We start from the raw sequence: 17,230 nt of genomic DNA, 5'->3' as shown, positions 1-17,230 counted from the left end.
AGATGCAGAGCATTTATTGGAATGAAAATTGCAGTCCTTTTTGGCGGGGGATCTCCGGCCGGGACCAGCAGAAATACCGGAGCGGCTTTGCTTATACGGGCAGCACGGTCAAAGCGACTGGCCACGCCTATATGTATGGCTCCAAGATCATCCGCCGGGCCAGAGACGACGTCTTCTTTTATAACGGAGCTCTGCCGGCTGGCTCGGTCATCTATAAGTGGGACATGGTCTACAGCTACAGCACCGCCCACGCCATCCCGTCACTTCCGCTTTTGATCAATGGTCGCAAGTACCTCTTCCGGATTCTGGCCGAGGCTGACCAGGAAGCGGGCTTTTACCTGCGCCTGGTGGCTTTTGACCGGGAAGACCACATGGTTAAGCTGCAGATCATTCATGGCCAAGAGGGAATTTTTGCCTTTCCGAAAGAGGCCAACTACTATACGATCGAACTGGTTGGGGCGGGCTGCCACCAGCTGGTCTTCCACCGGATTGACGTGGAAGAGATTACTGATGAAACGGACATCAGCCAGATCGACTGGGAAAAAATGCATGAAGAAAACGAGCACCGGCGGCTCTTGGCGGCCCAGGTAGTCGACCGGTACTTGCGCAGAAGGGAGTAAGGCCATGGCCGCGATTGGAAGTCTGTTTTCAGCGGATTACTGGGATCTGAGGAAGATCCGCCAGGTCTTAAAGAAAGTCAACCGGCTTAAAGAGCCCATGCGGCAATTGACTGATGATCAGCTCAAGGGCAAGACTGCTGAATTTAAAAAGCGGATAAAGCAAGGGGCCAGCGTGGACAGTTTATTGGTTGAAGCTTACGCTGTCGTCCGGGAAGCCGACTGGCGGGTTTTGGGGATGTTTCCCCATGACAGCCAGGTGATGGGAGCAATCGGGCTTAACTACGGCAATATTGTCGAAATGAAGACCGGGGAAGGCAAGACCCTGGTCGCCACCATGCCTCTTTACCTTAATGCCTTAAGCGGAGACGGGGCGATTTTGGTGACGACCAATGAATACCTGGCCAACCGGGACGGGGAAGAAATGTCCCAGGTCTACCGCTGGCTGGGCCTTACCTATGCTACGGGTTTTAGTCTGGAAGGCGAGAAGCTGAAGGTCAAGCAGAAGAAAAAAATCTACAATTCTGACATCGTTTATTCAACCAGCGGGGCCCTGGGCTTTGACTATCTTTTGGACAACATGGCCCAGGAAAAAGACGAAAAGTACATGCGGCCTTTTAACTACTGCATTGTCGACGAAGCCGACTCAGTTTTGCTGGACATGGCCATTACTCCCCTGGTCATTGCCGGCTTGCCCAAGGTCAAGTCCAACTATATCGGAGTAGCTGACGAATTCATCTACTTTTTGTCAGAAGATGATTATGAATTCAACGAAGAGCATAACAATGTCTGGCTGACTGAAGCTGGGGTCAAGAAGGCAGAAGAATTTTTCAGCCTGCCCAATCTCTATGACGGCGAGCATACGGAATTAGTCCGTTGCATCAACCTGGCCTTAAAGGCCCACTGCCTCTTTGAAAAAGAAGAAGCCTACGTGGTCGGCGCTGACGGAGAGGTTGCCCTCTTGGACAAGGAAAACGGGCGGATCCTGGAAGGGATGAAGCTGCAGGCTGGCCAGCACCAGGCTATTGAAATGAAAGAGCAGCTGGATTTGTCAGATGACCAGCAGGCCATGGCTTCAATTACTTACCAAAGTCTCTTCAGAATGTTTAAAAAGCTCTCCGGCATGACCGGGACTGGCTATTCTGCCCGGGATGAATTTTTCAAGATTTACGGGACCAAGGTGGTCCGGATTCCGACCAACCGGCCGGTCATCCGCAAGGACCTGCCAGACCGGATCTATCCAGATCTGCCAAGCAAGCTTTTAGCCTCACTGGAAGAGGTCAAGCGCCTGCATGCCTTGGGGCGGCCGGTTTTGATCATTACCGAATCGATTGCCGTTTCTGAAATCTATTCAGAACTTTTGCTGAGAGAGCAGATCCCCCACAATGTCTTGAATGCCAAAAACGCGGCCAAGGAAGCCACCATCGTCAAAGAAGGCGGTCAGGTCGGGGCCGTTACGGTGGCCACGACCATGGCTGGCCGGGGGACCGACATCAAGCTGGGGCCGGGCGTGGCTGAACTGGGCGGCTTAGCCGTCTTAGGGGTGGCCAAGATGAGCTCCAGAAGAATTGACGACCAGCTGCGCGGCCGGGCCGGCCGGCAGGGCGACCCGGGAACAAGTGAATTTTTCGTTTCCTTGGAAGACGATGTGGTCATCAAGTACGGTCCCTTGTGGCTGGACCGCTACCGGCAAAAGTACCATTCAGAAGACTTGAACCTGACTCAGGTCCATGAACTAAAGAACTGGCGGATCAGGGAGGCTCTTAATTCTGCGCAAGTCAGAAGTGACGAAAGCGACTATGATATCCGCAAGCAGCAATTGTCCATGGGAGCCAGTGACGAGATCCAGCGTGAGCAGGTATATGAGACCCGGAACCAGATTATTTTTTCTGATGGGCTCAATTACGATTTAGAAGGCTGGATGAAGCAGCTTTTCAGTGATTTTGTCCGCCAGCATCCGCGTTTGGAGAAAAGGGAACTGCGCCGTTTTATCCTGGACAATCTTTCCTATGGTTTTGACGATGACTTAAGCCAGCTGGATTTGAATAATTCAAAGGCGGTTGTTGCCTACTTGCTGGCTGTAGCTGAACAAGAACTAAAGCGCAAGGAAGAATATTTTGACGATGAAGCGGAGAAAAAGCGCTTCTACAATCTGGCCGCCTTAAAGGCCATCGATGTCTGCTGGATCAAGCAAGTTGACAACCTGCAGCAATTGCGGCAGATGGTGGCCATGCGGACATCGGCACAAAGGGACCCGATGAATGAGTACCACCACGCGGCTTTAAGCTCATATAAGAAGATGTGCCGGGAGATCAAGCGGCTGACCATTCGCAATGTGTTGATGAGCAGCATCACGATTGACAAGTTCGGAAAAAAGGATGTTTACTATGTCTGAGATTGATAAGCAGGAAAAGCAGAGAAGCGATGAGCAAAAGGATCTCTTGACGGCTCATATGAACAGCCAGCTCAAGGGAGCAAGGAACCAGTACGTCAAGCCCGCCAAGCCGAAAAAGACCATCTACCGGACTTTCGGTTTGGTAATCACGGCGGCGATCATCATCAGTATTTTGCTGGCGATTTTTAAAATGATCTAGGTAATTAACATGACAGTTTACAGCATCAACAAGGGAATCGGCTGGGCTTCCAGCGGGGTCGAATACGCCCAGGCCTACCGGGGACAGGTTTTCCGCAAATTGGGCGTGAAGGCCAAGTTTATTTTTACTGATTGGATCAGCTATGAAAATATTGCCCACTTGACTAGAAATCTGGGCTTCAAGGACCGGGAGATCATCTGGCTGTATACCTTTTTTACCGACTTTGAAGTCAGGGCGGGCAGCTTCACTCTGGACGACTTGGAAAAAGTCTTGCCACCGATTCTTGAGCGCAAGCCAATGAACAAGGCGGTCCGCTACATTTTCGCCAATGACTTCTGGGCCACGGCATATTTGAAGGATTTGACTTCGGGCATAGTTGACCGGGTTGAATACGTGTCCGGGGCCAACCTGGTCAGAAAGGACTATTACAGCTACGGCCGCTACTGCAGCGAGTTTTATGCTCCGGAAAACAATCGGGCCAAGCTCTACCAGCGCCGTTTTTACAATGAAGATGGGACGGCAGTTTATGATGAAATCATCGATGGTGACCAGGAAATCTTCAAGTTCAAGGATGACATTCTTTACTCTAAGCATGAGCTCTTGATTAAGATGCTGCAGGAATTGAATTTTTCCAAAAAAGACATCATCTTGATCGACCGGGCTGAAGACCAGGGCCAGGAAATCCTGGAGAACCGGGGCAAGGCCCGGGTAGGGACGATTGTCCACGCCGACCACTTCAGTGAAGCAGAAACCAATGACGACACCATCCTTTGGAACAATTACTATGAGTATGAGTTCCAGCATGCTGACCAGATCGATTTTTACGTAACGGCGACAGACCTGCAAAAAGAGCTGATGGAAGAGCAGTTTTTAAAGTATAAGGGTAAAAAGCCTCAGATCTATGCGATTCCAGTGGGCAGCTTGAAAGAATTGAAAAAGCCAGATTTTGCCAGCCGTCAGCCTTTCAGTCTGGTGACGGCCTCCCGTTTAGCCAGTGAAAAGCATCTGGACTGGGCTATTCGGGCGGTGGCCAAAGCCAAGAAGGCCTTGCCGGAACTGACTTTGGACATTTACGGGTCGGGCTCGGAGCGGGCCATGCTGGAAGAAGTGATCAAGGAAGTCGGAGCTGAGGACTATATCCATTTAAAAGGACACCAGCAGATGGATGATATTTACCAGCACTACCAGGCCTATTTGACCTGCTCAACCAGTGAGGGCTTTGGCCTCACCTTGATGGAGGCAGTAGGGTCGGGTCTGGCTATGGTCGGCTTTGACGTCCGCTACGGCAACCCGACCTTTATCGCCGACGGGGAAAACGGCCTGCTTTTGCCATATGACCGGCTGGCAACCGTGCCAGAGCATGTCAGCGAAATGTCCCGGGCGATTGTCAAGCTGTTTTCTTCAGATTTAGCCGCCATGTCAGAGAAGTCCTATGAGATCGCTGGCAAGTACAGGGACAAGCAAGTTGCCAAGTTATGGAAAAAGGCCATAGAAAGTGAGCTGCACCGTGATTAATCTTTTCTATGAATACAATGAAAAAAGCCAGGACCTGGAAAGGTCGTTGAAACTGGCTGGCTATCAGCAGCCAAGCGTGGTGATAATGGACAACGGCTTTTTGCCAGAGGGAGTCGAATCACCGCTTAAGTACTTTTTAGGCCTGGCTGGATCGAGCTTCAAAGGCCGTCCACGCTACTTTAACGAGATTGACCTGCCAGAGTTCTGGGAGATCAAAGCTGACTCGCAGAGCGGGGAAGTGCTGGATCATGGGCAGAAGCGGGCCAACATCCGCTACTGGAAAAATAACCGCCGCCGGCAGGTCAGCCAGGTTGAATGGCTGGATAATTCCGGCCGGATCCGGGTAATTGACCACTACAATCAGTGGGGCTGGAAGTACGCGATAACGAGCTGCGATAACAGCGGCCGGCAGGCAATGACCAGCTATTTTGCCTCTAACGGCCAGGAAGTCTTGATCCAGAACCATCTAACCGGGGATTATACTTATAATCTGCCAGATGGGGGCATCTACAACTTTAAGAACATCAACCAGCTGACGGCCTATTATCTGGAAGAAGCTGACTTTGACCTGGATGAAGTGATCTTCAATTCCTTGGGCAACTGCCTTTTTACCTTGATCCAGCTAAAGAAAAAGCCGTCCCGCAATCTGCTTTTCTGGCAGGAAATCAGTCAAGGAAATGTGCCGGAAAACATGCTGTATCTTCTGGAAGACAACCTGCCAGGCGGCCGGGTGATTATCCAAGACAGGGCTGAATATGAAAAGATCACCGGCCAGCTGGACCGGCAGATGGCTGAGAAGGTCAAGTACCTGGGGACAGTGTATCCGTTCAAGAGGGAAAACCAGGCCAGAAAACGGGCCTTGATCTTGACCAATTCCGACCAGATCGAGTGTCTCAAGCAGCTGGTTGAAGGCTTGCCGGACTGGCACTTTGACATTGCCGCCGTAACGGAAATGTCCGGCCGATTGATGAATTTTGGCCATTACGAGAACGTGGCCCTGTACCCGGTGGCAAGAAATAAAGATGTTGCCCGCCTGCTGGAAGAAGATGACCTCTACTTGGACATCAACTATGCCAATGAAATCCTGCAGGCCGGCCGGCAAGCCTTTGAAAACCGGCTGTTGCTGCTTGCTTTTAGGGACACTCTGCATTCGCCAGAATACGTGGCAGCGGAGAATATTTTCGCGGCCGGGGATGCGGCAGGGATGATTGACGCTATTAAAGATTTGGCAGATCCTCAAGAATATGCCCGCCTGCTTAGCTTGCAAGAAGACCATGCTGGGTCTGAAAAGGCAGAGCATTTCCGGGAACTTTTGGCAAAGAGCCTGCAATAAGAAATTTTTTAAGTCCGCTTTCAAGAGCGGGCTTTTTTGATAGCGCTAAAAAGGTTGAAATAATAGCATTTTTGTAAACATCTATGACTATTTGTTCTAGCGGTCGTGTTATAATTAAAAAATAAAGGCCCATTTTAACTTTTTAGCCGGACGGGCGGATTTAAAGACAAGCTAGCTAGCGATAATAGGCGTCTGCCCGGCTTTTTTACACGATAGGGCAGAAGAAACAATAATACTTTAAATATAGTGAAATGTACATGATTAGCTTATATCTTGCGTAAGAAGTTATAAGCAACTGTTTAAATGCGAGCATTGGGAGTTGATGAAAGATGTCGAAATCCAAGAAAAACAAGAAAGAAAAGAGAGAGGTCCAATTCTCTGCCAAGGCCAAGGAAGCTATCAAGAAAGAGGAGAAGGACAGCAAGCGCAAGCTGAATAAGGAGAACGCGGTCAATGCCAATACTCGCGCGGCGTTAAAGGGGATCACTGCTTTAGGCGCCTTTGCCGGCGGGACGGCAGCGGCCAACGCCTTGATCGACAACAAGGCATTTGGGATTACTTCTCAAGTTGAGGCGGCGGTTGACGCGACCAAGGATACGGCCAGCTTGAACTCTGTTGAAGTGAGTTCTAATGAGAATGTCAATGAGTCTTCTCAGTCAGACACTTTGAGTCAAAGCCAGAGCCAGTCAAAGCAGCAGTCATACGCGGATTCAAGCACAGCTAGCCAGACCCAGAGCGAATCACAGACGACCTCTCAAACTGAATCACAGACTAATTCACAATCTGAATCAGCCAGCGAGTCAGAAAGCTTGTCTGTAAAAGACAGCCAGGAACAAAGCAGCAGCGTCAGTGAAAGTCAATCGGCAAGCTCAAGCCAGTCAGAATCTACTAGCCAAGCTGCCAGCAAGTCTGCATCTGAATCTAATTCAAAGTCAGAAACTGTATCTGAAAAGTCAGAAACTGTATCTGAATCCAAGGCAGAGTCTGAATCCGAATCAAAGTCAGAAACTGTATCTGAATCCAAGACAGAGTCTGAATCCGAATCAAAGTCGGAAGCAGAATCCGAATCAAAGTCAGAAACGACCTCAGAATCAAAGTCGGAAGCAGAATCTGAGTCAAAGTCAGAAACTAAGTCATCATCTGAAACGCAATCTGAGTCAAAGAGTGAAGGCAGCCAAAGCGAAAGCCAGACGGCCAAGGCTAAGATCAATCTCTTTGCTGTTCCGGCAAATCAGGCAAACACGACCAGCATAACTTTGTCAGAAAGCCAGGACAGCCAGCAGACCAGTACGGAAGCTTCAGCCTCCCAGTCACTGTCTGAAAGCTTAGAGCAGCAAGCTTCTATTGACCAGTCCCAATCAGCCAGTGCTTCAGAAGAAGCCAGTCTGTCAGCTTCAGCCAGCGAGTCAGCCGCGGTTGTTGAATATAACAGCAACCTGCAGGTGGCCCAGGCAGAAGCAAGTAAAACCCAGCTGCAGACCTTGTCAACGACTAAGTACTTTGGAAGCAATGTTGACAATGGCAAGTACCAAGATCAAAACAATTACACAAACGCTAATATCATTTACGGGAATTACGGCTACTCCTACTACACAGGCGGCTACAGCGGCACTGGCACTAACATGAGCCAGACTACGGTTGGCTTTGATGCTTCTACTGGCAAGACTACCTACTTAATTGAAGTTAACCCAACAGGGACCGCTGAAGGTACGCAAAATGTGACGATCTCCGGCTTGAGCAGCAATGCAACTGTTAAGCTTTACAAGACCAGTTCTAGCTATTTGAGCTCACAAGACGTTAACACGGTTATTGACCAACTGGATGACCAGGACAATTTCAGTCAAGTAAGTGTAAATGCTGACGTTTCAAACGGTCAAACCAGCTTTAGCGTGGATACTGACAGAACGACCGGCTACTGGATCTTCACTAATACTGAAACTGGCTACTACTCATACGTAGCTGTAGTTGAAGATACGACCGATCTGACAGCAGGCAGTCAAGTGGCGACAACTGTCCAGCAGGGTTCACAGACCGCTGGAGTTACGACTAGTTTTGATGCAAGTCAATACCAAGCTGACAGTCAGTCCCTGTCAACAGAAGCATCTGGCTCAATTGAAGAAAGCCTGTCGACTTCTGTGTCAGAACATGAGTCTCAGTCTAAGTCAGTTAGCGCGGTTGCTTCTGAGAGCGAGTCTTTGAGCAAGAGTCTGTCTGAAAGCGAAAGCCAAGCGGCCAGCCAGTCAGTTTCTGCTGCGGAATCAGAAAGTATGGCCAACAGCCTGTCAGAGTCTGTCCGCTTGAGCACTTCGGCTTCTGAAAGCGAGTATTTAAGCAAGAGCCTGTCTGAAAGCAAAAGTCAGTCAGTATCAACTAGTCTTTCAGAAAGTGAACTGGCGGAAAAAGATGCTGAAGCCAGCTTGAGCCTGCAGGACAGGGATGCATCACTTTTGGCAAGCAAGGAAGACGCGGAAGATGCTTCAGAAAGCGCCAGCGCGTCAACCAGCACCAGTTTGTCAGAATCAGCAGATGCATCACAGTCAGCCAGCGCGGCAGAATCTCTGTCTAAAGAAGAAGCCAGCGAATCAGAAAGAGTTTCAGCAAGCACTTCCGCGGTTGCGTCCGCATCAGCTTCTGTTTCAGAATCACTCTCAGAATCAGTCAGAGAATCTGAAAGCACCAGCAGATCAAGAGCTGAAAATTACTCCCTGAGTGTTGCGGACTCCATGAGCACTTTAGCCAGCCAGACGGCAGCCAACAAGGGCTTCTTGCTGTACGAAATTAAGAATACGACTCTCGGCAGCGGCTTCTACAGCGCGAAAACTCTGTCAGACCTTAAAGGGTACATGAACTTGTCAACTGGGGTTATTACCTGGGAAGTAACATACCAGCCGAAAGTTCAGTCGGGAGAAGACGCATACTTTGGTTTCTTCGTAAACAGCATGTCTGGCTTGGAAAAGGCTGATAATATTACTGTATACTCAGTCGCTACTGGCGCGGTAGTTGCAGCATACAGCTCAAGCAGCAGTAACAACACTCTTTACAACGTCAACAACACTTTTAGTAGAAATGACGGCAAGGGCAAGCAGGCGCTGGGCTTTAACGTTAACAGTTCCCAAGTCGACGAAAGCAAATTCTATGGTCGTTACTACGGGGATGCTTATACGACTAGCAATAAGATTGATACGTCAAGTGGCGTGGTGGTTACTTTCACTACTAAGATCCCAACTGATAATTTGAGCGACTTTGCGTCAATTGTTAACAACGTCCTCGTTGAAGTTCAGGCAGACGAAAGTGCAACTTCATCTGTTGTCCACGCTACTGGTGCTGAACAAAACTCTGGGCAACATAACCTGGGTGCCATCATGGCGGGTTACAAGAACTCCTACGTTAAGAATGGTTTTGACAACTCCAACAGTGAGGCTCAGTCTCAATCAGTCAGCCGGTCAACTTCTGAATCACAAAGCCAGTCAGAAGAAGCTGAACGCAGCAAGTCAGCTTCAACTAAGCAAAGTGAAGAAGACAGCCGCAGTGACAGCCGGTCCAAGTCATTGGATGAAAGTTCATCAGAATCTGCTTCTAGAAGTGAATCAGCATCCAAATCTGCTGAAGAATCTGCTTCAACCAGCGAAGCTAAGAGCACGAGCAGATCACTTTCCAGAAGCGAATCCCGTTCCAAGCGTGACTCAGTTTCCAACTCTATTTCAGAGAGCAAGTCTTTGTCGACTTCATTGAGTGATTCTATCTCTAACTCAGAATCTGAAAGCATCAGTGAAGAAGCAAGCAAGAGCGAATCTATCAGTGCAAGCGAATCAGCAAGCTTGAGCAAGAGTGCATATGAATCGACTAGCAGCTCCCAGTCCGAAAGTCAGTCTAGAAGTCTTGCTTCAGAATCTGACAGTCAAAAGGCAGAGAGCGACTCAATTTCAGCATCACAAAGCTTAAGTCAGCAGATTTCGGAAAGTGAAAGTGCATCAAAGAGTGCTTCTGAGGCTAGTGAATCAGCATCCAAGTCACTTAGTGAATCTAAGTCAACTAGCGTGAGCGAATCGGTTTCTAGCTCTCAAAAGTTAAGTGAATCAGTTTCAGCATCAAAGAGCGCGAGTGAGTCAGAATCTGCTTCTGTCAGCCAGAGTCGGTCTAACTCAGTTAGCCAAAGCAAGTCTGCAAGCCAAAGTGTTTCAGCTTCTAAGTCAGCTAGCTTGAGTGAATCTGCAAGCCAGTCAAGAAGCAAGTCTGAATCAATTAGCACAAGCAGATCCGTCAGTGCTTCTGTCAGCCAGTCTAAGAGCAAGTCTGAATCTGAATCAGCAAGTACGTCACTGAGTGAAGAAATTTCTAAGGTTAAGTCTGAATACGAGTCTGACTCAACTAAGATTTCGGAGCGGTTGAGTACGATTGAATCAGCCAGTTTGTCAACTGCAATTTCTAAGAGCACGATCAGCAGCAAAGAAGCTTCTGAGAAGCTCTCAGAAATGGAAAGCCAATCAACTTCGTACTCTGAAAAGATCAGTAAGTCAATTAGCGCGTCAGAATCAACGAGCAAGGCGGAATCAGAAAGTGCAAGTCAATCAACGTCTAAGTCTTTGAGCGACTCAGCAAGCCAGTCGACTTCAACGTCTAAGTACTTGAGTGAGTCAGAATCGACGAGCAAGGCGGAATCAGAAAGTGCAAGTCAATCAACGTCTAAGTCTTTGAGCGACTCAGCAAGCCAGTCGACTTCAACATCTAAGTACTTGAGTGAGTCAGAATCGACGAGCAAGGCAGCATCAGAAAGTATAAGTCAATCGACGTCTACATCACTGAGTGAATCAATTTCAGATAGTGAGTCAAAATCTACTTCAGCAAGCGAGTCGGAATCAACTTCAACAAGCGAATCCGAATCCGCTTCTGAGAGTGAATCGATCTCAACTAGTGAATCTGAATCAACGTCAGCAAGTGAGTCCGAGTCTGAATCAACTTCGGAAAGCGAATCTGAATCCACTTCAGTAAGCGAATCCGAGTCTGAATCAACTTCGGAAAGCGAATCTGAATCCACTTCAGTAAGCGAATCCGAGTCAACTTCGGCAAGTGAATTCGAGTCCACTTCAGCAAGTGAATCTGAGTCAACTTCAACGAGCGAATCCGAATCTGAATCAACTTCAGAGAGTGAATCAGAATCCACTTCAGTAAGCGAATCCGAGTCAACTTCAACGAGTGAGTCCGAATCCACTTCAGCAAGTGAATCAGAATCAACTTCAACGAGTGAATCCGAGTCCACTTCAGCAAGTGAATCTGAGTCAACTTCAACGAGCGAATCCGAATCTGAATCAACTTCAGAGAGTGAATCCGAATCCACTTCAGTAAGCGAATCTGAATCCAAGTCAACTTCAGCAAGTGAATCAGAATCAACTTCAACGAGTGAATCCGAATCCACTTCAGCAAGCGAGTCGGAATCAACTTCAGAGAGTGAATCTGAGTCCGAATCCACTTCAGCAAGTGAATCTGAATCCGAGTCCACTTCGGCAAGTGAATCAGAATCAACTTCAACGAGTGAATCTGAATCAACTTCAGAGAGTGAATCAGAATCCACTTCGGCAAGTGAATCAGAATCCACTTCAACGAGCGAATCCGAGTCCACTTCAACGAGTGAATCTGAGTCCACTTCAGCAAGTGAATCCGAGTCCACTTCGGCAAGTGAATCAGAATCCACTTCAACGAGCGAATCCGAGTCCACTTCGGCAAGTGAATCAGAATCAACTTCAACGAGTGAATCTGAATCAACTTCAGAGAGTGAATCAGAATCCACTTCGGCAAGTGAATCAGAATCCACTTCAACGAGCGAATCCGAGTCCACTTCAACGAGTGAATCAGAATCCACTTCAGTAAGCGAATCCGAGTCAACTTCAACGAGTGAGTCCGAATCCACTTCAACGAGCGAATCCGAGTCCACTTCAACGAGTGAATCCGTGTCCACTTCAGCAAGTGAATCTGAGTCAACTTCAACGAGCGAATCCGAATCTGAATCAACTTCAGAGAGTGAATCCGAGTCCACCTCAGCAAGTGAATCAGAATCCACTTCAGTAAGCGAGTCGGAATCAACTTCAACGAGCGAATCTGAATCCGAGTCAACTTCAACGAGCGAATCCGAGTCCACTTCAGCAAGTGAATCAGAGTCCACCTCAGCAAGCGAGTCGGAATCAACTTCGGCAAGTGAATCAGAATCCACTTCAACGAGCGAATCCGAGTCCACTTCAACGAGTGAATCTGAATCTGAATCAACTTCAGAGAGTGAATCAGAATCCACTTCAACGAGCGAATCCGAGTCCACTTCAACGAGTGAATCAGAGTCCACTTCAGCAAGTGAATCCGAGTCCACTTCAGTAAGCGAGTCGGAATCAACTTCAACGAGCGAATCCGAGTCCACTTCGGCAAGTGAATCAGAATCAACTTCAACGAGTGAATCTGAATCTGAATCAACTTCAGAGAGTGAATCAGAATCCACTTCAGCAAGCGAGTCGGAATCAACTTCAACGAGCGAATCCGAGTCCACTTCAACGAGTGAATCAGAATCCACTTCAGCAAGTGAATCAGAATCAACTTCAGAGAGTGAATCTGAATCAACTTCAACGAGCGAATCTGAATCCGAGTCAACTTCAACGAGCGAATCCGAGTCCACTTCAGCAAGTGAATCAGAGTCCACCTCAGCAAGCGAGTCGGAATCAACTTCGGCAAGTGAATCAGAATCCACTTCAGTAAGCGAATCCGAGTCCACTTCAACGAGCGAATCTGAATCCGAGTCCACTTCAGCAAGTGAATCAGAATCCACTTCAGCAAGCGAGTCGGAATCCACTTCAGTAAGCGAATCCGAGTCCACTTCAACGAGCGAATCTGAATCCGAGTCAACTTCAGCAAGTGAATCCGAGTCAACTTCAGCAAGTGAATCAGAATCCACTTCAGCAAGCGAATCCGAGTCCACTTCAACGAGCGAATCTGAATCCGAGTCAACTTCAGTAAGCGAATCAGAATCAACTTCAACGAGTGAATCAGAATCCACTTCAGCAAGCGAGTCGGAATCCACTTCAGTAAGCGAATCCGAGTCCACTTCAACGAGCGAATCTGAATCCGAGTCAACTTCAGCAAGTGAATCAGAATCAACTTCAACGAGTGAATCAGAATCCACTTCAGCAAGTGAATCTGAGTCCACTTCAACGAGCGAATCCGAATCTGAATCCACTTCAGTAAGCGAATCAGAGTCCACTTCAACGAGCGAATCTGAATCCGAGTCAACTTCAACGAGTGAATCTGAGTCCACTTCAGCAAGTGAATCCGAGTCCACCTCAGCAAGTGAATCAGAATCCACTTCAGTAAGCGAGTCGGAATCAACTTCAACGAGCGAATCCGAGTCCACTTCAGCAAGCGAGTCGGAATCAACTTCAGCAAGCGAGTCGGAATCAACTTCAACGAGTGAATCTGAATCAACTTCAGAGAGTGAATCAGAATCCGAGTCCACTTCAGCAAGCGAGTCGGAATCCACTTCAACGAGCGAATCAGAATCCACTTCAGTAAGCGAATCCGAGTCAACTTCAACGAGTGAGTCCGAATCCACTTCAACGAGTGAATCCGAGTCCACTTCAGCAAGTGAATCTGAGTCAACTTCAACGAGCGAATCTGAATCCGAGTCAACTTCAACGAGCGAATCCGAGTCCACTTCAGCAAGTGAATCAGAGTCCACCTCAGCAAGCGAGTCGGAATCAACTTCGGCAAGTGAATCAGAATCCACTTCAACGAGCGAATCCGAGTCCACTTCAACGAGTGAATCTGAATCTGAATCAACTTCAGAGAGTGAATCAGAATCCACTTCAACGAGCGAATCCGAGTCCACTTCAACGAGTGAATCTGAATCTGAATCAACTTCAGAGAGTGAATCAGAATCCACTTCAGCAAGCGAGTCGGAATCCACTTCAGCAAGTGAATCTGAATCCGAGTCCACTTCGGCAAGTGAATCAGAATCCACTTCAACGAGTGAATCTGAATCAACTTCAGAGAGTGAATCAGAATCCACTTCAGCAAGTGAATCTGAATCAACTTCAGAGAGTGAATCTGAATCAACTTCAACGAGCGAATCTGAATCCGAGTCAACTTCAACGAGCGAATCCGAGTCCACTTCAGCAAGTGAATCAGAGTCCACCTCAGCAAGCGAGTCGGAATCAACTTCGGCAAGTGAATCAGAATCCACTTCAGTAAGCGAATCCGAGTCCACTTCAACGAGCGAATCTGAATCCGAGTCAACTTCAGCAAGTGAATCAGAATCCACTTCAGCAAGCGAGTCGGAATCCACTTCAGTAAGCGAATCCGAGTCCACTTCAACGAGCGAATCTGAATCCGAGTCAACTTCAGCAAGTGAATCAGAATCCACTTCAACGAGTGAATCAGAATCCACTTCAGCAAGTGAATCAGAATCCACTTCAACGAGCGAATCCGAATCTGAATCCACTTCAGTAAGCGAATCAGAGTCCACTTCAACGAGCGAATCTGAATCCGAGTCAACTTCAACGAGTGAATCTGAGTCCACTTCAGCAAGTGAATCCGAGTCCACCTCAGCAAGTGAATCAGAATCCACTTCAGTAAGCGAGTCGGAATCCACTTCAACGAGCGAATCCGAGTCCACTTCAGCAAGCGAGTCGGAATCAACTTCAACGAGTGAATCTGAATCAACTTCAGAGAGTGAATCTGAATCCGAGTCCACTTCAGCAAGCGAGTCGGAATCCACTTCAACGAGCGAATCAGAATCCACTTCAGTAAGCGAATCCGAGTCCACTTCAACGAGCGAATCTGAATCCGAGTCCACTTCAGCAAGTGAATCAGAATCCACTTCAGCAAGCGAGTCGGAATCCACTTCAGTAAGCGAATCCGAGTCCACTTCAACGAGCGAATCTGAATCCGAGTCCACTTCAGCAAGTGAATCCGAGTCCACTTCAACGAGCGAATCCGAGTCCACTTCAGCAAGTGAATCCGAGTCCACCTCAGCAAGCGAGTCGGAATCAACTTCGGCAAGTGAATCAGAATCCACTTCAACGAGCGAATCCGAGTCCACTTCAACGAGTGAATCTGAATCTGAATCAACTTCAGAGAGTGAATCAGAATCCACTTCAGCAAGCGAGTCGGAATCCACTTCAGCAAGTGAATCAGAATCAACTTCAACGAGTGAATCTGAATCCGAGTCCACTTCAGCAAGCGAGTCGGAATCCACTTCAACGAGCGAATCCGAGTCCACTTCAACGAGCGAATCCGAGTCCACTTCAGCAAGTGAATCCGAGTCCACCTCAGCAAGTGAATCAGAATCCACTTCAACGAGTGAATCCGAGTCCACTTCGGCAAGTGAATCAGAATCCACTTCAACGAGTGAATCTGAATCAACTTCAGAGAGTGAATCCGAATCCACTTCAGCAAGCGAGTCGGAATCCACTTCAACGAGCGAATCCGAATCCACTTCAGCAAGCGAGTCGGAATCCACTTCAGCAAGCGAGTCGGAATCCACTTCAACGAGCGAATCCGAATCCACTTCAGTAAGCGAGTACGAGTCCACTTCAACGAGCGCAAGCAGCTCTGAATCCACTTCACCAAGTGAGTCTGGTTCAACGAGCACCAGTGGTTCCGAATCAGCTTCTTCAAGTGAATCTAGTTCAACGAGCGCAAGCGGCTCTGAATCCACTTCACCAAGTGAGTCTGGCTCAACGAGCGTGAGTGGCTCCGAATCCACTTCACCAAGTGAATCTAGCTCAATGAGCACTAGCGGGTCCGAATCAACTTCTTCAAGTGCGTCTGGTTCAACGAGCACCAGTGGTTCCGAATCAACTTCTTCAAGTGAGTCTGGTTCAACGAGCATCAGTGGCTCCGAATCAACTTCTTCAAGTGAGTCTGGCTCAACAAGCACCAGCGGTTCCGAATCAGCTTCTTCAAGTGAATCTAACTCAACGAGCACCAGTGGCTCTGAATCAACTTCCACAAGTGAATCTGGCTCAACGAGCGCAAGTGGTTCCGAATCAGCTTCCTCAAGTGCATCTGGTTCAACGAGCACCAGTGGCTCCGAATCAGCTTCAACAAGCGCATCTGGCTCAACGAGCGCAAGTGGTTCAGAATCCACTTCCACGAGTGAGTCTGGTTCAACTAGTGCAAGTGGCTCAGAATCCGCTTCAACGAGCGCAAGTGGTTCCGAATCGACTTCAACCAGTGAGTCTGGTTCAACAAGCGCAAGTGGTTCCGAATCGACTTCAACCAGTGAGTCTGGTTCAACGAGCACCAGTGGCTCCGAATCCACTTCCTCAAGTGCATCTGGCTCAACTAGTGCAAGTGGCTCAGAATCAACTTCCACGAGTGCATCTGGTTCAACGAGCGCAAGCAGCTCCGAATCCACTTCAACAAGCGCATCTGGCTCAACGAGTATAAGTGGTTCAGAATCCACATCCTCAAGTGCATCTGGTTCAACAAGCGTAAGTGGTTCAGAGTCCACTTCCTCAAGTGCATCTGGTTCAACGAGCACAAGTGGCTCCGAATCCACTTCAACAAGCGCATCTGGCTCAACGAGTTCAAGTGGTTCAGAATCCACTTCCTCAAGTGCATCTGGCTCAACTAGTGCAAGTGGCTCAGAATCCACTTCCTCAAGTGAATCAAGTTCAACTAGTGCAAGCGGCTCAGAATCCACTTCCTCAAGTGCATCTGGCTCAACGAACACCAGTGGCTCAGAATCCACTTCCTCAAGTGCATCTGGCTCAACTAGTGCAAGTGGCTCAGAATCCACTTCCTCAAGTGAATCAAGTTCAACTAGTGCCAGTGGTTCAGAATCCACTTCAACCAGTGAGTCTGGTTCAACAAGCGCATCTGGCTCAACGAGCACAAGCGGTTCAGAATCAGCTTCAACAAGCGCATCTGGCTCAAATAGTGCAAGTGGTTCCGAATCGACTTCAACCAGTGAGTCTGGTTCAACTAGTGCAAGCGGCTCAGAATCCACTTCCACTAGTGAATCTGGCTCAACGAGCGCAAGTGGTTCAGAGTCCACTTCAACAAGCGCATCTGGCTCAACTAGTGCAAGTGGTTCAGAATCAACTTCCACTAGTGAATCACTTAGTGTAAGTGAATCGGAAAGCATTAGTCAATCTCAGAGCGTAAGCAGTTCTACGAGTGAAAGCCAATCG

Annotated in this window: 11 protein-coding genes; 5 read left to right on the top strand and 6 right to left on the bottom strand. The window is 48.4% G+C overall.

From position 1 onward, the window contains the following. The first annotated feature begins 2 nt into the window (after positions 1–2). The 5 genes from asp3 to gtfB are packed head-to-tail and all read left to right on the top strand — an operon-like array spanning position 3 to position 6,059. Positions 3–620 (top strand): accessory Sec system protein Asp3, encoded by a 618-nt coding sequence (gene asp3 / locus ACYVUT_RS06520; protein ID WP_439775103.1) that lies wholly within the window; start codon positions 3–5, stop codon positions 618–620. A 4-nt stretch (positions 621–624) separates the two neighbouring features. After that, a complete protein-coding gene (gene secA2 / locus ACYVUT_RS06515) occupies positions 625–3,012 on the top strand; it encodes an accessory Sec system translocase SecA2 (RefSeq protein WP_484499021.1) in 2,388 nt (795 codons plus the stop codon). Further along, complete coding sequence (locus ACYVUT_RS06510) at positions 3,005–3,211, top strand: hypothetical protein (protein WP_484499022.1); 207 nt, start codon at positions 3,005–3,007, stop codon at positions 3,209–3,211. Before secA2 ends, ACYVUT_RS06510 begins: the two co-directional genes overlap by 8 nt. Positions 3,212–3,220: 9 nt before the next feature. Beyond that, complete coding sequence (gtfA, locus tag ACYVUT_RS06505; RefSeq protein WP_484501716.1) at positions 3,221–4,726, top strand: accessory Sec system glycosyltransferase GtfA; 1,506 nt, start codon at positions 3,221–3,223, stop codon at positions 4,724–4,726. Then, the gene (gene gtfB, locus ACYVUT_RS06500; RefSeq protein ID WP_484501715.1) at positions 4,719–6,059 is read left to right on the top strand and encodes an accessory Sec system glycosylation chaperone GtfB; all 1,341 of its coding nucleotides are present in this window, start codon (positions 4,719–4,721) and stop codon (positions 6,057–6,059) included. The genes gtfA and gtfB overlap by 8 nt, the downstream gene beginning before the upstream one ends. An 856-nt stretch (positions 6,060–6,915) precedes the next feature. On the opposite strand, the gene ACYVUT_RS06495 is transcribed toward gtfB, so the two are convergent. The 6 genes from ACYVUT_RS06495 to ACYVUT_RS06470 all read right to left on the bottom strand — a co-directional run bounded on the left by ACYVUT_RS06495 (position 6,916) and on the right by ACYVUT_RS06470 (position 17,148). Further along, entirely contained in the window at positions 6,916–7,269 is a 354-nt protein-coding gene (locus ACYVUT_RS06495; protein WP_484501714.1) for a hypothetical protein, read from the bottom strand. A 21-nt stretch (positions 7,270–7,290) separates the two neighbouring features. After that, the gene (locus ACYVUT_RS06490) at positions 7,291–7,578 is read right to left on the bottom strand and encodes a hypothetical protein (RefSeq protein ID WP_484500365.1); all 288 of its coding nucleotides are present in this window, start codon (positions 7,576–7,578) and stop codon (positions 7,291–7,293) included. 837 nt (positions 7,579–8,415) lie between these two features. Continuing rightward, complete coding sequence (locus ACYVUT_RS06485) at positions 8,416–8,736, bottom strand: hypothetical protein (protein ID WP_484500364.1); 321 nt, start codon at positions 8,734–8,736, stop codon at positions 8,416–8,418. 750 nt (positions 8,737–9,486) lie between these two features. Next, positions 9,487–9,699, bottom strand: coding sequence for a hypothetical protein (locus ACYVUT_RS06480; RefSeq protein ID WP_484500363.1), 213 nt, complete (start codon positions 9,697–9,699; stop codon positions 9,487–9,489). Positions 9,700–10,119: 420 nt separating this feature from the next. Further along, positions 10,120–10,602: a hypothetical protein gene (locus tag ACYVUT_RS06475; protein WP_484500361.1), complete on the bottom strand. Its 483-nt coding sequence runs from the start codon at positions 10,600–10,602 to the stop codon at positions 10,120–10,122. A 237-nt stretch (positions 10,603–10,839) separates the two neighbouring features. Further along, positions 10,840–17,148, bottom strand: coding sequence for a MucBP domain-containing protein (locus tag ACYVUT_RS06470; protein ID WP_484501713.1), 6,309 nt, complete (start codon positions 17,146–17,148; stop codon positions 10,840–10,842). Positions 17,149–17,230 lie beyond the last annotated feature (82 nt).

The sequence above is a fragment of the Lactobacillus sp. WILCCON 0059 genome, from assembly GCF_057197985.1.
The sequence above is the reverse complement of the archived record's forward strand: the minus strand, read 5'-3'. Positions and strand labels throughout refer to the sequence as shown.

Excerpts from the sequence above, each read along its gene's own strand:
- secA2 (WP_484499021.1), top strand. The coding sequence starts at position 625 with ATGGCCGCGATTGGAAGTCTGTTTTCAGCGGATTACTGGGATCTGAGG.
- ACYVUT_RS06510 (WP_484499022.1), top strand. The coding sequence starts at position 3,005 with ATGTCTGAGATTGATAAGCAGGAAAAGCAGAGAAGCGATGAGCAAAAG.
- gtfA (WP_484501716.1), top strand. The coding sequence starts at position 3,221 with ATGACAGTTTACAGCATCAACAAGGGAATCGGCTGGGCTTCCAGCGGG.
- asp3 (WP_439775103.1), top strand. The coding sequence starts at position 3 with ATGCAGAGCATTTATTGGAATGAAAATTGCAGTCCTTTTTGGCGGGGG.